The 14844-nt window shown below is 68.6% G+C and carries 16 protein-coding genes; 5 read left to right on the forward strand and 11 right to left on the reverse strand.

Features of this window, described 5'->3' with window-relative positions:
- Positions 1 to 53 precede the first annotated feature (53 nt).
- Positions 54 to 2174, forward strand: coding sequence for a serine/threonine-protein kinase (locus ACGFIF_RS21210; RefSeq protein WP_393156573.1), 2121 nt, complete (start codon positions 54 to 56; stop codon positions 2172 to 2174).
- A 12-nt stretch (positions 2175 to 2186) separates the two neighbouring features.
- Here ACGFIF_RS21210 and ACGFIF_RS21215 read toward each other — a convergent pair whose 3' ends face one another.
- The 4 genes from ACGFIF_RS21215 to ACGFIF_RS21230 form a co-directional block, all read right to left on the reverse strand.
- The gene (locus ACGFIF_RS21215) at positions 2187 to 2594 is read right to left on the reverse strand and encodes a PIN domain-containing protein (RefSeq protein WP_393156574.1); all 408 of its coding nucleotides are present in this window, start codon (positions 2592 to 2594) and stop codon (positions 2187 to 2189) included.
- Entirely contained in the window at positions 2591 to 2872 is a 282-nt protein-coding gene (locus ACGFIF_RS21220) for a hypothetical protein (protein ID WP_393156576.1), read from the reverse strand. Before ACGFIF_RS21220 ends, ACGFIF_RS21215 begins: the two co-directional genes overlap by 4 nt.
- 77 nt (positions 2873 to 2949) lie before the next feature.
- Positions 2950 to 4230: an adenylosuccinate synthase gene (locus ACGFIF_RS21225; protein WP_393156577.1), complete on the reverse strand. Its 1281-nt coding sequence runs from the start codon at positions 4228 to 4230 to the stop codon at positions 2950 to 2952.
- Positions 4231 to 4628: 398 nt separating this feature from the next.
- Positions 4629 to 5582, reverse strand: coding sequence for a diacylglycerol/lipid kinase family protein (locus ACGFIF_RS21230; protein ID WP_393156579.1), 954 nt, complete (start codon positions 5580 to 5582; stop codon positions 4629 to 4631).
- 75 nt (positions 5583 to 5657) lie between these two features.
- Here ACGFIF_RS21230 and ACGFIF_RS21235 point away from each other — a divergent pair, with 75 nt between their 5' ends.
- A complete protein-coding gene (locus tag ACGFIF_RS21235) occupies positions 5658 to 6467 on the forward strand; it encodes a DUF1206 domain-containing protein (protein ID WP_393156581.1) in 810 nt (269 codons plus the stop codon).
- Here ACGFIF_RS21235 and ACGFIF_RS21240 read toward each other — a convergent pair.
- The 3 genes from ACGFIF_RS21240 to ACGFIF_RS21250 form a co-directional block, all read right to left on the reverse strand.
- Entirely contained in the window at positions 6452 to 7159 is a 708-nt protein-coding gene (locus tag ACGFIF_RS21240) for a phosphatase PAP2 family protein (RefSeq protein ID WP_393156583.1), read from the reverse strand. The two genes, ACGFIF_RS21235 and ACGFIF_RS21240, sit on opposite strands and share 16 nt — an antisense overlap.
- On the reverse strand, positions 7159 to 7854 hold the full coding sequence (locus ACGFIF_RS21245; RefSeq protein ID WP_393156585.1) for a phosphatase PAP2 family protein: 696 nt from the start codon (positions 7852 to 7854) through the stop codon (positions 7159 to 7161). Before ACGFIF_RS21245 ends, ACGFIF_RS21240 begins: the two co-directional genes overlap by 1 nt.
- Before the next feature lie 200 nt (positions 7855 to 8054).
- Positions 8055 to 8540 (reverse strand): VOC family protein, encoded by a 486-nt coding sequence (locus ACGFIF_RS21250; RefSeq protein WP_393156586.1) that lies wholly within the window; start codon positions 8538 to 8540, stop codon positions 8055 to 8057.
- 57 nt (positions 8541 to 8597) lie between these two features.
- Between ACGFIF_RS21250 and ACGFIF_RS21255 the strand changes: the two genes are divergently transcribed.
- Entirely contained in the window at positions 8598 to 9413 is an 816-nt protein-coding gene (locus ACGFIF_RS21255) for a DUF6597 domain-containing transcriptional factor (protein WP_393156588.1), read from the forward strand.
- On the opposite strand, the gene ACGFIF_RS21260 is transcribed toward ACGFIF_RS21255, so the two are convergent.
- The 3 genes from ACGFIF_RS21260 to ACGFIF_RS21270 form a co-directional block, all read right to left on the reverse strand.
- A complete protein-coding gene (locus tag ACGFIF_RS21260; RefSeq protein ID WP_393156589.1) occupies positions 9400 to 10605 on the reverse strand; it encodes an MFS transporter in 1206 nt (401 codons plus the stop codon). The genes ACGFIF_RS21255 and ACGFIF_RS21260 overlap by 14 nt on opposite strands.
- 153 nt (positions 10606 to 10758) lie before the next feature.
- Positions 10759 to 11505 carry a 2-phosphosulfolactate phosphatase gene (locus tag ACGFIF_RS21265; RefSeq protein ID WP_393156591.1) on the reverse strand — a complete coding sequence of 249 codons (747 nt, stop codon included), beginning with the start codon at positions 11503 to 11505 and terminating at the stop codon, positions 10759 to 10761.
- A gap of 43 nt (positions 11506 to 11548) precedes the next feature.
- The gene (locus ACGFIF_RS21270; RefSeq protein WP_393156592.1) at positions 11549 to 11956 is read right to left on the reverse strand and encodes a DUF3151 domain-containing protein; all 408 of its coding nucleotides are present in this window, start codon (positions 11954 to 11956) and stop codon (positions 11549 to 11551) included.
- Between the two features lie 145 nt (positions 11957 to 12101).
- Here ACGFIF_RS21270 and ACGFIF_RS21275 point away from each other — a divergent pair, with 145 nt between their 5' ends.
- Positions 12102 to 12551 carry an HNH endonuclease gene (locus ACGFIF_RS21275; RefSeq protein ID WP_393156594.1) on the forward strand — a complete coding sequence of 150 codons (450 nt, stop codon included), beginning with the start codon at positions 12102 to 12104 and terminating at the stop codon, positions 12549 to 12551.
- A 78-nt stretch (positions 12552 to 12629) separates the two neighbouring features.
- Positions 12630 to 13604 carry a type IV toxin-antitoxin system AbiEi family antitoxin domain-containing protein gene (locus ACGFIF_RS21280; RefSeq protein WP_393156595.1) on the forward strand — a complete coding sequence of 325 codons (975 nt, stop codon included), beginning with the start codon at positions 12630 to 12632 and terminating at the stop codon, positions 13602 to 13604.
- Between the two features lie 66 nt (positions 13605 to 13670).
- Here ACGFIF_RS21280 and fbaA read toward each other — a convergent pair whose 3' ends face one another.
- Entirely contained in the window at positions 13671 to 14696 is a 1026-nt protein-coding gene (gene fbaA / locus ACGFIF_RS21285; RefSeq protein ID WP_393156597.1) for a class II fructose-bisphosphate aldolase, read from the reverse strand.
- Positions 14697 to 14844 lie beyond the last annotated feature (148 nt).

Below are 14844 nucleotides of genomic sequence, written 5' to 3' on the forward strand. Positions count from 1 at the left end.
ACCTCAGACGTCATCACGGCCGATTGGTCTGCTGCCGACGTACCGTAGATGGCATGTCAGTGACAGGGGGTCCTCCTTCCTCACCGGTGGAGGAGGTGGAGGAGCGGGTCGGGCCGTACCGGTTGATCCGGCGGCTCGGTCAGGGCGGCATGGGTGTCGTCTACCTGGCCGAAGGATCCGAGCACCAGGAGGTCGCGCTCAAGGTGCTGCGGCCGCACGTCGCGCACGACCCGATCGCACGCGCCCGGTTGCAGCGCGAAGCGACCACACTGCAGAAAGTGAGCCACCCCGGTGTGGCCGGCATCCTCGACCACGACCTGGAAGGCGACCAGCCGTACTTGGTGACGCGGTTCGTGCCAGGCCGACCGCTGGACGAGCAGGTGGACGAGCGGGGACCGCTGACACCGCGGAAGTGGTTGCCTGTGGCCGGGTGCCTGGCAGAGTCGCTGCAGGCGATCCACCAGGCCGGGGTGATCCACCGCGACCTCAAGCCGGGCAACGTGATGATGTGCAACGGCAGGCCGGTGATGATCGACTTCGGCATCGCCCAGGCCGCTGACGACCTGCGACTCACCCAGACCGGTCTGGTCATCGGTACGCCGGGCTACCTGGCACCCGAGCTCATCGAGGGCGAGACGGTGTCGGAGTCGGCCGACTGGTGGGGCTGGGCGGCCACTGTGACGTTCGCGGCGACTGGCCGGCGCCCGTTCGGCAAGGGACCGTTCGAGGCCGTGCTGCACCGGGTGCACACCGGTCAGGCCGACCTCGACGGGCTGGACCCGCGGCTGAAGTCACTGCTCGCCGCGGCGCTCGCTCCGGACCGGCGCGACCGCCCGACCCAGGACGAGATCATGACCGGGCTCAACCGGTACGCCGAGGGTCGGGACGCGTTGCCACCGCGTGAGAAGCCCACGGTGCTGGTCGCTCCGCCGACCATTCAGCTCAACCCGCCAACGGCTCAGATGACCCGGGTCATGCCGGAGGAGAACGGCTCAGATTCAGGCTCAGGCTCGGGGGAGCCATCGCCGGCAGAGGTGGCGCAGCTCGTTCCCTCGGTCATCCCGCCGCTGGCTGCCTTCGCACCGATCCGGGACAAGATCCGCGACGCTGCGGCGGCTCGCAAGGCTGCGGCCGCCGCTGGTGCTGGCGCTGGTGCGGCAGGTGCTGGCGCGGCTGGTGCTGGCGCTGCGCTTGGTGGCGCCGGGGCCGCGGTGGGCGCTGGTGGGGCACTTGGCCCGGCCGGTTATGCCGCCGGCAGTCACCCTGCGACCTACAGCCCGGCGCCGAACGCGGCTGCACCTGCTGCGATGCCGCTGCCGTACCAGGCCTCTCCCGGCTACGGTCAGCCGACTTCGCCGTACCAGAGTCAACTGCCTGCGCCGTACCAGAGCCCGACTCCGGCGCCGTACCAGGCTCAGCCGCCCGCGCCGTATCAGCAGGCCCAGCCGCCGCAGCAACAGGAGCGCAGGGACGGCTCGCCGTACCAGGCGAATCCGTACGACGGGAAGCCGCAGCGGGCTCCCGCCACCGGCAAGCGCACTGCTGTGGTCGTGGGCCTCATGGTGGCGCTGACCGGTCTCGTCGCGCTCTACCCGGGTCTTGGCTCACTCGTGGCAGTCGTGCTGTTCGTGATCGCGCGTACTGTCGACCGCTCCAGCACCGCACTGATGCGACGTCGTCAGATGCGCGGCCGATCCGGTCGCTCCGACGGTGTGGTCGCCGCAGCCTCCACACCACTGCAGCTCGTCATGGCGGCTCTGATCACCCTGCCGTGCCTGATCCTGCCGCTCCTGACCGGAGTCGTCGTCGGAGGCATCGTCACCGGAGTACTCGCCACCGCCCAGGGCCTCGAATGGCAGCCACTCTCAGCCGTCGGCTTCGGCAGTGCGGCACTCACCGCCCTCTTCTTCGCCTGGTGGGGCCCCGGCGGTACGTCGCTCCGCCGCGGAGCCCACATCGCCGCCCGCAACGCGTTCCGCCCCCACTGGCTGTCGGCAACAGTCGCCGCCGCACTCCTGGCCCTAGGCGCCGCCGCCTTCTACAGCGCCACCCAGGGCGACGGCTCCACCTGGGCCCGCACCCCGATCCAAACCCCCGACCTCAACAACCGCCCCACCCTCGACGACCTCCGAGAAGCCCCCTTCATCCGAGACCTCCCCTTCATCGGCCGCTGAAGGCGAGCCTGGTCAGAGCGAGATGATCGGCACCTTCCACCGGGTGTTGCCGCGCCACGCACCAGTACGCGCCGCCTCTGCCAGATGCGCGATGTCCCCGCGATCCGAGGTCACACAGGTTGCCGCCGACTCGAAGCAGCACGCCACGACCTGCGCATCAACGACGTCGGCGCGATCGGCGACGGCCAGCAACTCACCGACCCTGGTCGCAAGGTCCTGAGTGAGTGGTACGACGTCGCACCCGTCGATGAGCCGCCGAAGGCCGCGCTGCTTGTGACCTCGCCAGACCTGGGCCAGCGCCGCAGCGGGAACGCTCGGCTCAATGCCGCGCATCAGCGCTCGTAGGTGAATCGCCCACAGCCGGGGGTCGTCTCGCTCGGCGGCGATCAGCGCACCGGCGTCATAGACCAACTGCGTCACGCGTTCGAACTCCCACCCGAGTCCGCCACCTCGTCGTCAGCCGCTTCACGCTGAGCGTCCGCCAGTGCTCGGTCCGCCCAATCGAGCTGGTCCGCGGTCAGTGCGCCGTGCTCGGACTCCCAGTCCGACACTGCCTGCAAACCTCGGTACAGCCGCTCGCTCTTGGCCACCAACTCGTTCACGTAGGCCGAGGGTGTCGTCTCCGCCTCGCGAGCTCGCCGTTCGACGGCTGCCCAGAGGTCCTCGTCGAAGGACAGGGTCTTCTTCTTCACCGCCATACCGTCATGGTATGACCGCGGTATGACCAAAGCAAACCACCCGGGTGAAGCTACCCAGGTGGTCGGCTTGGGTGCTGTCAGAGCTGGACGATTTGGGAGCGTTCGGGGCCTACGCCGATGGCGGAGATGCGGGCGCCGCTGAGGGACTCGACGGCGCGGACGTAGGTTTGGGCTTCCTTCGGGAGGTCTTCGAAGCTGCGGCAGCCGGTGATGTCGTCGGACCAGCCGTCGAACTCCTCGTAGACCGGGGTGGCGTGGTGGAAGTCGGTCTGGGTCATCGGCATCTCGTCGTGCCGGACGCCGCCGACGTCGTACGCGACGCAGACCGGGATCGTCTCGCGACCGGTCAGGGTGTCCAGCTTGGTGAGGACGAAGTCGGAGACGCCGTTGACACGGGCGGCGTACCGGGCGATGACCGCGTCGTACCAGCCACACCGGCGCGGCCGGCCGGTCGTCGTACCGAACTCCGCGCCCTGCTGGCGCAGCCACTCACCGTCCGCGTCCAGCAGCTCGGTCGGGAACGGGCCCTCGCCGACGCGAGTCGTGTAGGCCTTGACGACCGCCATCACGCGGTCGATGCGGGTCGGCGGGATGCCGGAGCCCGTGCAGGCGCCCGCGGAGATCGCGTTGGAGGAGGTGACGAAGGGGTAGGTGCCGTGGTCGACGTCCAGCAGGGTCGCCTGGCCGGCCTCCATCAGCACGGTCTTGCCTTCGTCGAGCGCCTTGTTCAGCAGCAGGCTCGTGTCGGCCACCATCGGCCGGAGGCGTTCGGCGTACCCGAGCAGCTCGTCCATCACCTCGGCGATCTCGACCGCGCGGCGGTTGTAGACCTTCACCAGCAGCTGGTTCTTCTGCTCCAGCGCGCCGGTCACCTTCTGCTCGAGGATCTTCTCGTCGTACAGGTCCTGGACCCGGATACCGATCCGGTTCATCTTGTCCGCGTACGTCGGCCCGATCCCGCGACCCGTGGTCCCGATCCGGCGACTGCCGAGGAACCGCTCGGTCACCTTGTCCAGGGTCCGGTTGTACGGCGGAATCAGATGAGCGCTCGCGCTGACCACGAGCCGGGACGTGTCGACGCCACGGGCCTGCAGTGCGTCGAGCTCCTCGAACAGCACACTGAGGTCGACCACGACCCCGTTGCCGATCACCGGGGTGACACCCGGGGTGAGGATCCCGCTCGGCAGCAGGTGCAGTGCGTACTTCTCGGTCCCGATCACGACCGTGTGACCGGCGTTGTTGCCGCCGTTGAACTTCACCACATAGTCGATGACCTCGCCCGTGTTGCCGAGCAGATCGGTCGCCTTGCCTTTGCCCTCATCGCCCCACTGGGCGCCGACGAGCACGATTGCGGGCATCTCAGCCCTCCTCTTCACGCGCCGGCCGACCGCCTCACGACTCCACGACAGCCCGACGCTGGAAACGGTGAAGCCCGGAGACGTTCACCGGACATTCATCCGGCAACGCATCCAGGCTCTTGCGACCAAAGCCTACCGGAACCGGGTCCACCCGGACGTTCACCGTCCACAGGCCTGAAACGGTCACTTGAAGTAGGTGTTTCATCACCTAACGGGTTGCCATTTTCCGTGATCGCATGCACACTCTTAGTCAGCGGCCCGCCGAAACTGCCGCAGGGGACGGTTCCGGCGGGCCGCTGTCTCGTTCTCTGACGAGAACAGTCTCGTTTCCGAGGCGCAGTCTCTCCATCCTCGCGGGCGACGACTGTCCCTTTCCCCGTCGGTAGTTCGTCGTGCCGTCAGGCGCTGTCTCGTCCGACGCGTACCACCAGGCAGGCCGGCTGCACCACGAAGCGCAGCCGGCCTGCCTCGGTGAGCACGTCACCGTCGACCTCGCACAGCTGTGGCGGGTCGACTCGCACCGTGAGGTCACGGCCCCGATCACGCTGGAGCGACGGTCCGTCGCCCCGGTCGGCCAGCACCCGCGTGGCCACCCCGATCCACTCGGTCAGGCTCTCGGGGCTGACCGTCGCCACGTCCAGCCGGGCATCATCGACCTCGGCATCGGGCAGCAGCACCATGCCGCCGGTGAGCTCGCCGCAGTTGCCGACCACGACCGTGCGGGCCTGGCCGGTGGCCGCGGTGCGCCCATCCACCACCAGGTCGAGCGCGAACGGGTCGTCGGTCAGGTGCGTGCCGCCGCTGGCGACGTACGCCGCCCAGCCGGCCTTGTCCTTCACGCCCTCGGGCGCGTCATTCATGATCTGGGCGTCGAAACCGACCCCAGCCATGACGGTGAAGCAGTGGACGTTGTCCGCGCCAGTGCGCAGGTCACCAGCGCGCTGGCTCTCGTCTGGCTCGACGACCAACCATCCGACGTCGATCGTGCGGTCCTGGCCGGAGAAGGCCGCGGCGGCCGCGGCGGCCAGGGAGTCGATCGGGAGGCCGAGGTTGCGGGCCAACAGGTTCCCGGTACCGCCTGGAAGGAGACCCAGCGCGACGCCGGTGCCGACGAGCTCCTGCGCCACCGCCCGGACGGTCCCGTCGCCCCCGAGGGCGCACACCAGACCGGCGCCGCCGCGAACGGCCTCGCGCGTCTGGCCGAAGCCGGGATCGTCCTCGGTCGTCTCGACCAGCGTCGGCGCCTCGAGGCCCGCCGCGGCAGCCGCCTCCTGGAGAACCTCGCGCACGTCGGCGAGGTCGACCTTCGTCGGGTTGACGACGACGACGACCTCAGGACCCTTAGCCTCCACCCGCGTACTGTTGCACGGCGCCTGCGTGGCTTACCAGCGGCGGTGGCTGGGTACACGTAGGCGAGGGAGAACATCATGAACAGCAGCGGTAATCGGCCCGGCGGGGGAAGCGACTCGGCGAAGAAGGCCGCAGCCAGGGCCGGTGACAGTCCCGTGGTCGAGTGGGGGGCTCGCCTCGGCTACGGCGCCAGCGGCGTCCTGCACCTGCTGCTCGCATACCTGACCGTACAGATCGCTCGCGGCGGCGGCGGAGAGGAGGCGAGCCAGTCGGGGGCGCTGGCGACACTCGCCGAGGAGCCGTTGGGACAGGGCCTGCTCTGGGTGATCGCGGCTGGGTTCACCCTGCTCGCCCTCTGGCAGCTCACCGAGCTCGTCACCCGGCGCGAGGCGTCCGACAAGGCGAAGGCCGGCGGCAAGCTCGTGCTGTACAGCGCGCTCGCCTGGATGTCCTTCACGTTCGCCTCGGGCGGTCGTACGTCGAGCAACCAGCAGACCAAGGAATTCACGGTAACCCTGATGGAGGCACCGGGTGGCCGGGTGCTCGTCGGTCTGGTCGGCGCCGCCATCATCGGCATCGCCGCCTACCACGTGGACAAGGGCTGGCGGGAACGGTTCCTCGGGGACCTGCAGGAGCACCCGGGTCGGTGGGTGGTCATCGCCGCCAAGGTCGGCTACATCGGCAAGGGCATCGCGCTCGCGGCCGTGGGCATCCTCTTCATCACGGCCGCGATCCAGCAGCGGGCGGGCAAGGTCACCGGCCTGGACGGGGCGCTCCGATCGATGCTGGACCTGCCCGCCGGCACGTTCATCCTGCTCGGCGTCGCGCTCGGCCTGGCGGCGTACGGCGTGTACTCCTTCGCGCGTGCCCGCTACGCGCGCGTTTGATCCTCCGCCTTGCCGCGACGCAGCCAGCACCAGGCGAGCAGGGCCGCGACCAAGCCGTTGACGATGGCCACCACCACGTCGCTGACGAGGTGCATGCCCCGGTAGAGCCGCGCCGTCGCGACGAGGAACGGGATCGCCAGGCACACGCCGACCACTACGCTGCGGAGCACCGGGTTCGTGATCCGCAGGGCCATCAGCCCGAGCGTGAAGTACAGCGCGGTCGCGGCACCGGTGTGCCCGCTCGGGAAGCTGGAGGTCGGCGCCGAGTTGTCCAGCTTCTCGACGTCGGGGCGCTCACGGGGGATGAGGAGCTGGGTGAAGAAGAAGACCAACCCCTGCAGGCTGATCGCGATGAGCGGCACGACCGCGAACCACCACTGCTTGGTCCGCCGCCAGACCAGGACGACCACGACCAGGCACACGCCGATGATGCTGACCGTCGCGCCCGTCCACGAGAAGAAGAGCGTGACCGCGTCACCGAACGCCATGCGTGACGACTCCAAGCTCTTGCTGACGCTGCCCTCGGAGACGCCCAGCTCGTTCAGCGGGCCGTCGGTGAGGAGCCAGCCCATCCCGACCACGACCAGCCACCACACCACGAGAGGGGCGAGTGCGCGGACCACCAGGTCACGGCCCGCCTCCTTGGCGGTGGGTCGGGACGTGTCGTCCTGCCAGCGGGTGAGGAACGCCATCAGTCTGCACCTTTCGTCGTGCTGTCGGTGGGGGTTGGCGGCCTCCAGCCCACATAGCCCGCGTACGACGCGGCCGTCAGGCCGCACCCGAGCAGCACACCGGCCGTGACGTCGGACAGGAAGTGGGCGCCCGCAAAGAGCCTGTCGGCACACGTCACGATCACCCACACCGCACCGAGGCCGATCAGCAGCCTCCGGATGCCGGTACCCACGAGGGGCCAGATCAGCAGGACGACCACGGTCACGACGATGGCGTTGTTGGTGGCGTGACCGGAGGGGAAGGAGAAGCCGGCATGCTGGGCGATCGGGTCGTCGATCTCGGGACGGGCACGGCGGACGAGAAGCTTGAGCACGCCCGCGATGGCCCAGCCGGCAGCCATCGTCGCCAGCGCCCACCAGGCCCGCGTCCGCAGGTGCTTGCCGAACCAGACGTAGAGGCTCACCGGCAGGCCCAGGACCAGGTACATCACCCAGGGCTGGCTGATCGCCTCCCACGTCTCGACGAACGACCGGAACCGTGGGTGGACGCGCGTGTAGTCGGTTGCGGCGAAGATGATGTCCTCGTCGAGGGTCACCAGCGGGTCGTACTTGGTGCGGACGAGAAACGCGAGCATCGCCAGCGGGACGGCGAAGACCACCGCGTAGACGACCGCCCGCGTCAGTCGGCGCCAGGGGGAGACGGCGGCGGGGTCCATGACGGCATCCTTGCACTGCCGGTGTCCTGAGCTCGCAGGTCGGCGCGCCCTTCACCCCTTTGACATGGCAGACAAGATGAAGGCCCGTGGATGTGAGTGCATGCCGAGAGAGCGGAGCGTGACGGCCCGCTGTTGGCCGCCGGCAGCCGCTCCCTCGGACGTTTACGTGGGCTGATCGTGATCCACTTGGCCTAGACCGCCTACTGCAGCTCCTCCGGGTTGGAGGCCAGCCATTCCTTCACCCGCCGGTCCGCCTCCTCCCGTGACACGTCCTCGACCTTCGTCAGGATCGCCCACCGGTGCCCGAACGGGTCGATCACCGTCCCGAACCGGTCTCCGGTCATGAACGTCTGCACCTCCTCGACCGGCTTCGCCCCGGCCGCGACCGCCTTCGCGAACGTCGCGTCCACGTCCGGCACGTAGTGCACCAGCGACGAGTGCACCCACTCACCGTTCGGCGCCCGCAGCCCGATCTGCTGCATCTGGTCGCTCAACTGCAGCATCGAGTTCCCGAACTTCAGCTCCGCCTGACCGACCCGCCCGTCCGGCAGGTCCTGCCGGCTGATCACCTCGGCCCCGAACACCGACTGGTAGAACTCGATCGCCTTCGGTCCGTCCGGTACGGCGAGGTACGGGGTCAGCGAGTGATAACCGTCGGGGATGGGGTTTACCGTGTTCGTCGTCATGACAGTTAGTCAACGCGTCCACGACGCACCGGTCTTGTAAGAAAGCGACAGGCAGATTTGAGCACGCCGGAGAGCGAGAAGGGCATCCTGCATCCGCGGGAGCAGGCCCGGCACCGGACGCTGAGCCGGCTCGCCGCCGGGCCCGACGTCGGCCGGTTCGTCGAGTGGTACTGGATCGTCGAGTGGGACCTGGACGAGCCGTACACGGCCGAGGTGCTGCCGTTCCCGAGTGTCAACGTGACGTTCGAGCAGCCGGGCGGCGCGTTCGTGAACGGGGTCTGCACGCGCAAGTTCGAGCGGGAGCTGATCGGCCGGGGCCGAGCATTCGGGGTCAAGTTCTGGGCCGGTGGGTTCGGTGCGGTGACCGGGCTGGACGTAGCGTCGTTCCGGGACCAGGTGCTGCCGTTGACCGCGGTGTTCCCGGACGGCGATCGGCTCGCGGACCTGATGTTCGCGGCCGATTCCGACGTACGGCGCCGGGCCGTGTTCGAGGCCTTCTTGCGCGACCAGCTCGCGCCCCCGGACCCGTCGTACGAGCTGGTCCGGGAGATCGTCAAGGCGATGGCGGCGGATCGTTCGGTGGCCCGGGTGGACCAGATCACCGAGCAGTTCGGCGTCCCGATCCGCACGCTGCAACGGCTCTTCCGGCGGTACGTCGGTGTCGGCCCGAAATGGGTCCTCCGACGCTACCGGCTCCACGACGGCGCCGAGCTGCTGGCGCAGGGCGAGGTCTCCGAGCTGGCCGAACTGTCGGCATCACTCGGGTACTTCGACCAGGCCCACTTCTCCAAGGAGTTCAAGCAGCAGATCGGTCTCACCCCCGCCGAGTACGCAGCCCGCGCCGCCGCGGAACGCCAAATCACCTACCGCTGACCCTGACCACGAGTGCCATCGCCGTCGCGACCAACGTGGCCAGCAGAGCGACTGCGAAGCCGTAGTGAGCGTCGCTCGTGTCGACCACTCGGCCGGCGAAGGCGGCGCCCAGGGCGATGCCTGCCGCACTGCCTGAGTTCAGCCAGGTGAAGGCCTGCGTGAGTACGGCGGACTCCACCTCCGACTCGGCCAGCACAGCGGACAGGGTCTGGAACGGAGCGATGGCCAGGCCGGGCAGTGCCAACGCAATTCCAATAGCCAGAGGGGTTTCGACGACTAGTAGCGGGATCGTGCTGATGGTGAGAGCCGCCAGTACGACGACGAACTGGTTGCGCGCCGGCATCCGCCAACGCCTAGCACCGTAGGCGAATCCGGCGACCAGCCCGACCAGACTGGTGATGCTGTAGAGCGGTCCGGCCAGTGACGGCGTACCGCGGTGGACGGCGTACGCGGTGACCGCGACCTGCATGCTGCCGAAGAAGATGCCGATACCGATGTTCGTGCCCACCAGCGCCAGGAAACCCTTGCGCAGCAGACGATCCGGGTCCTTGGTGCGATCACGCTTGGCCGGCGGTGGCGCCGTACGGCGTTGCACGGCCAAGGAGAATCCACCAGTCAGCACCAGGCTGGTGGCCAGCGCCATACCAACCACCGGGCTGGCGGTCGCGCTGACTGTGCCGATGAGCGCGGGCCCGACCATGAAGGCGATTCCGACACCCAAGGCCTCCAGTGCGAAGGCAGACGAGAGCAGTGGCGTGCCGCGAAGCGCATGCGACCAGCGAGCTCCGGTCTGTGCGCCCACCTGCGGGATTGACCCACCTGCCAGGACTCCCGCTGTGATGAGCGCCCACAGTGGCGCCTGTGAGACAGTCACGCCGATCAGGAGAGCGACGGCTGCCGCGTGTGCCAGCAGTGTGATCGGCAGCATGCGAGTTTGGCCGAAGCGGTCGATGAGTCGGGCGACCTGTGGACCCGCCAGAGCCTCTGCGACTGCGAAGCCACCGGTCACACTGCCCGCGGCAGCGTAGGAGCCGGTGGATCCGTGGACCAGCCAGACGATGCCCAGACTGGTCATGGCGAGACCGATGCGAGCCGGTGCGGCCGCCAGGTAGAACTTCCACGCACCGGGAGTACGCAGTACCGCTGCGTAGTTGGTTGTGGGCGTGCTGATCCGTCCGGTGAGTGCCGGCACGGTGAGACCTTCCGCTACCCGCTGGGGCGGGGACCGACCGTGGGCGTCCAGCTTCACCGGTCTGTCCGAGTCCGCCTACAACCGTCCATGTTCGGCAGGAAGCGGGGACGCGCGCCGCCTGCCGGCTCTGTCAACGGGCAGAAACCTCGAGGTTCAGGTTGACGCGCTCAGTTTACCGTCTTGCAGAACCGGCACGGACCGGCTGCTGTCCACCTCTGCCGCGATCGCCACGTCCTCCGGGAAGCCGTACTGCGTGAGTTCGCGACCGCCGGCGCACTCGTGGAGCAGGTCTGGGAGGTCGTCCTGTGCGTCCTTGAAGGCCGCGGCGGCCGCTCGTGCCTCCGGGGAGAAGCCGTCGACGTCGAGAGCGGCGAGGAACCCGCCCGCACCCCAGAGGTCCTCGACAGCCGGCCGGAGCGACCCGTCCTTCCAGCGCTCCCCCGCTGCGATCGCCACCACAGTGAGCTGGGGGTCTTCGGCCAGCCGCTTGCTGACCCACTCAGCGGCGGCAGCTCTGTTACGCAGTGAGACGGCGATGACAGTCGACCCGGTCTCACTGAGCTGCTGACAGATGGTCGAGCCGTTGGGCGACGGCAGTACCAACCGCTCGATCCCCTGGGCCTGACGGATCGTGACCGGCGACAGGCTCACCTCGCCCGGGCCCGCTTCGGACCTTCCAACTGCCAGCACGGCGTCGTACTGCTTCGCGTAGGCGACAGCGCTCTCGTCGCGCCATCGGTAGGGGTAGACCTCGATACCGCGGTCCGCTGCGACCGTCACAGCCGTTGTGAAGGACAGGACGTCCACCACAGCCGTGATGCTGCCGGGCACAGCGGCTGCTCCGGTGGCGGCCCAATCGAAGCCGACCCGGAATCCGTCTTGCGCGTAGGGGCTCGTCACCCGACGGATCATGCCGCCGGGCGACCAGCCCCACAACCACGTTTCAGCTCAGCGCATCCGCCGCCGTCGGCGACGAGTCACGCAGGAACGTCGCGCAGCGTTCGGCCTCGTCCTTCTCCTCGATGATCGCGGCCGCCTTGCCCAGCACGGCCAGGCAGCGCAGGAACCCGCGGTTGGGCTCGTGCTCCCACGGGACCGGGCCGTGACCCTTCCAGCCGTTGCGGCGGAGCAGGTCCAGACCGCGGTGGTAGCCGGTCCGGGCGAACGCGTACGCCTCGATCGTCCGGCCGTCCGCCAGCGCCGCCTCGGCCAGCTGACTCCAGGCCAGGGACGACGTCGGGAACTTGGCCGCGACGTCCACCGCAGCGGCCCCGGCGGCGAGTTCCGCCGCGGCCGGGTCTACGGGGAGTAGTGTCTCGGGTGGACCTGAGAGCAGATTGTTCAATTCCATAAGCACATCTTCGCCGATCACGCAGCCGAACCGGCACGTGACCGTCTGGCGAAATCCGTTGACCGTTCACCGATCGGCCACGGATGCTTGAGACCCTGCGTGATAGCCGCCGTGGTTCCCAGCTACGGCCGGAAGGAGGCACCGGATGAGCGTCATAGTCCTGAACGCGTCATACGAGCCGCTGCACACCGTGTCGATCCAGCACGCCATCCGGATGCTGGTCCGCGAGGTTGCGGTGGTGGAAGAGGCGCACGGCGAACGGACCATCGGCCCTTTTCCGGTTCCACGGGTGCTGCGCCTGGTCCGGTACGTCGTCACGCATTGGCGCTACGCGGCCGGCCGGATGAAGTACAGCAAGCACGGAGTGTTGCGGCGGGACAAGTTCCGGTGTGCGTACTGCGGTCTGGAGAACGCCGACACCATGGACCACGTCCAACCCAGATCCAGGGGCGGCCGCACCGAGTGGCTGAACGCCGTGGCCGCCCATGCCTCCTGTAATGAGCGGAAGGGCAACCGCACCCCCAGTGAGGCCAACATGCCGCTCCTCTGGCAACCCTGGGTTCCAACCCGCGCAGAGCTCGTCATACAAACATGACGGGCTTTTTTCATGCCCGCTGTCCACAGTTTTGAAGTCGGGCTGAGATCGCGAGGCTGATCACGGCACTTTCTAGGCATGAACCCTCAACTCGCCGTGATGGCCACCATCCGCGGCGGGGTGTTCACCCGTGCCGACGCGCGCGCCTGTGGCTACCCCGACCCGGACATCGACTCTCTGCTGGACACTGGCGGCTGGCGCCGGATCCGGCCGGGCACGTATGCCGCGCACCGGGCGCTCACGCTCGTCACCGCTGAGGTCCTGCACCTGCGGAAGGTGTACCGCGTGCTCCGCTCCGGCGGCCCAGCCGTCTTCGCGAGCCACCAGTCGGCGGCAGCACTCCATGCCCTGCCGCTCTGGGGTCTGGACCTGTCCCGTGTGCACGTGACCGCCCCGCACGGGCGAGGCGGCTGCGTGGGTGGAGTGCACCGGCACATCCGTGATCCCGTTGGCCCTGGCATCCAGGTCTGGAACAAGTTGCGGATGGTCTCACCGGCCCGCGCCGTCGTCGAGGTAGCCGCGACCGCGCCCATCAGCCCGGCCGTCGCCCTGACCGAAGCCGCGCTGTACGGCGGCCTGGTCACCAGACGTTCCCTGAAACGCGCAGCCCAGGATCACGGCAACGAACGCGCACTTCAGGTGATGGCTCGCGCCTGCACGGAATCGGCATCGGTCGCCGAATCGCGGCTGCGCTTCATGCTCGCCGAAGCCGGCCTGCCCAGCCCATCACCATCCTCGGCCCCGGACCCAGACCTCCCGGAGTCAGTCGGTCCGGACACCGGCATCCTGTGGTTTCCCGAGGAGCGCACGGTGCTGGAGTTCGAGCCGCGTTACCCGTTCTGGTGCGACGACTTTGCCCCGGACGAGATCGACCCGACCGTCCCCGCGGCACCCGTCGATCCGTCCGCGCCAAGTCCGGTCGAGCACTGCTGGATCTCCTGGTCCGACCTTGACCACCCGTCACGCGTCGTCGACCGCATCCGATCCACCTTCGCCCGCGCCTCCCGCCGTACCGGAGTTAGACACTTCGACCTCGCCCGTGCCCGGATGTGAGCGAGGGGCCCACCGCAAACAGCGGTGAGCCCCTCGAGACCCCAGCTCTGTCAGGAGAAACAGATGTCAGGCGTTCAGCGACGTACCCGTGGAGCGGAGGCTCTCGCAGGCCTCGGCGACGCGCTCGGCCATGCCGGCCTCGGCCAGCTTGCCCCAGGCGCGCGGGTCGTAGGCCTTCTTGTTGCCGACCTCACCGTCCACCTTCAGCACACCGTCGTAGTTGCTGAACATGTGGCCCGCGGCCGGCCGGGTGAACGCGTACTGCGTATCGGTGTCGACGTTCATCTTGATCACGCCGTTGTCGACCGCGGCGCGGATCTCCTCCAGCGTCGACCCGGAGCCGCCGTGGAAGACGAGGTCGAACGGGCGCTCCTTGCCGACCTTGGCGCCGACCTGGTCCTGGATCTCCTTGAGAATTTCCGGCCGCAGCTTGACCGCACCCGGCTTGTAGACGCCGTGCACGTTGCCGAAGGTCAGCGCGGTGATGTAGCGGCCGTTCTCACCGGTGCCGAGCGCCTCGACCGTGGCCAGGCCGTCCTCGACGGTGGTGTAGAGCTTCTCGTTGATCTCGTTGGCGACACCGTCCTCCTCGCCGCCGACGACACCCACCTCGATCTCGAGCACGATCTTCGCCGCGGCCGACCTGGCCAGCAGGTCCTTGGCGATCTCGAGGTTCTCCTGCAGCGGCACGGCCGAGCCGTCCCACATGTGCGACTGGAACAGCGGGTTCTCGCCGCGGGCGACCCGCTCGGCGGAGATCTCCAGCAGCGGCCGGACGAAGCCGTCCAGCTTGTCCTTCGGGCAGTGGTCGGTGTGCAGCGCGATGTTCACCGGGAAGTTCTTGGCGACCTCGTGCGCGTACGCCGCCAGCGCGACCGAACCGGTCACCATGTTCTTCACGGTCGACCCGGACAGGTACTCGGCGCCGCCGGTGGAGACCTGGACGATGCCGTCCGAGCCCGCCTCGGCGAAACCGCGGATCGCGGCGATCAGCGTCTGCGAGGAGCTGACGTTGATGGCCGGGTAGGCGAAGCGGTTCTGCTTGGCCTTGTCCAGCATCTCGGCGTAGACCTCAGGGGTGGCAATAGGCATGTCTCGCGGTACTCCTCACAACACAGTTCTTGTGGGTTGAGCTCCAGTATCACCGGCGGGCACTTCGTCGTACCCGGCGGCCCGCCTGCCGGACCGGCCAGGCGGCCGGGGAGCATTCGGCAGGGTTGCAGACCAGTTGATGAACAGG

It is taken from the genome of Kribbella sp. NPDC049174 (genome assembly GCF_043197365.1).
Taxonomy (GTDB): Bacteria; Actinomycetota; Actinomycetes; order Propionibacteriales; family Kribbellaceae; genus Kribbella.

Excerpts from the sequence above, each read along its gene's own strand:
- ACGFIF_RS21210 (WP_393156573.1), top strand. The coding sequence starts at position 54 with ATGTCAGTGACAGGGGGTCCTCCTTCCTCACCGGTGGAGGAGGTGGAG.
- ACGFIF_RS21220 (WP_393156576.1), bottom strand. The coding sequence starts at position 2,872 with ATGGCGGTGAAGAAGAAGACCCTGTCCTTCGACGAGGACCTCTGGGCA.
- ACGFIF_RS21225 (WP_393156577.1), bottom strand. The coding sequence starts at position 4,230 with ATGCCCGCAATCGTGCTCGTCGGCGCCCAGTGGGGCGATGAGGGCAAA.
- ACGFIF_RS21235 (WP_393156581.1), top strand. The coding sequence starts at position 5,658 with ATGAACAGCAGCGGTAATCGGCCCGGCGGGGGAAGCGACTCGGCGAAG.
- ACGFIF_RS21240 (WP_393156583.1), bottom strand. The coding sequence starts at position 7,159 with ATGGCGTTCCTCACCCGCTGGCAGGACGACACGTCCCGACCCACCGCC.
- ACGFIF_RS21245 (WP_393156585.1), bottom strand. The coding sequence starts at position 7,854 with ATGGACCCCGCCGCCGTCTCCCCCTGGCGCCGACTGACGCGGGCGGTC.
- ACGFIF_RS21250 (WP_393156586.1), bottom strand. The coding sequence starts at position 8,540 with ATGACGACGAACACGGTAAACCCCATCCCCGACGGTTATCACTCGCTG.
- ACGFIF_RS21270 (WP_393156592.1), bottom strand. The coding sequence starts at position 11,956 with ATGGAATTGAACAATCTGCTCTCAGGTCCACCCGAGACACTACTCCCC.
- ACGFIF_RS21275 (WP_393156594.1), top strand. The coding sequence starts at position 12,102 with ATGAGCGTCATAGTCCTGAACGCGTCATACGAGCCGCTGCACACCGTG.
- ACGFIF_RS21280 (WP_393156595.1), top strand. The coding sequence starts at position 12,630 with ATGAACCCTCAACTCGCCGTGATGGCCACCATCCGCGGCGGGGTGTTC.
- fbaA (WP_393156597.1), bottom strand. The coding sequence starts at position 14,696 with ATGCCTATTGCCACCCCTGAGGTCTACGCCGAGATGCTGGACAAGGCC.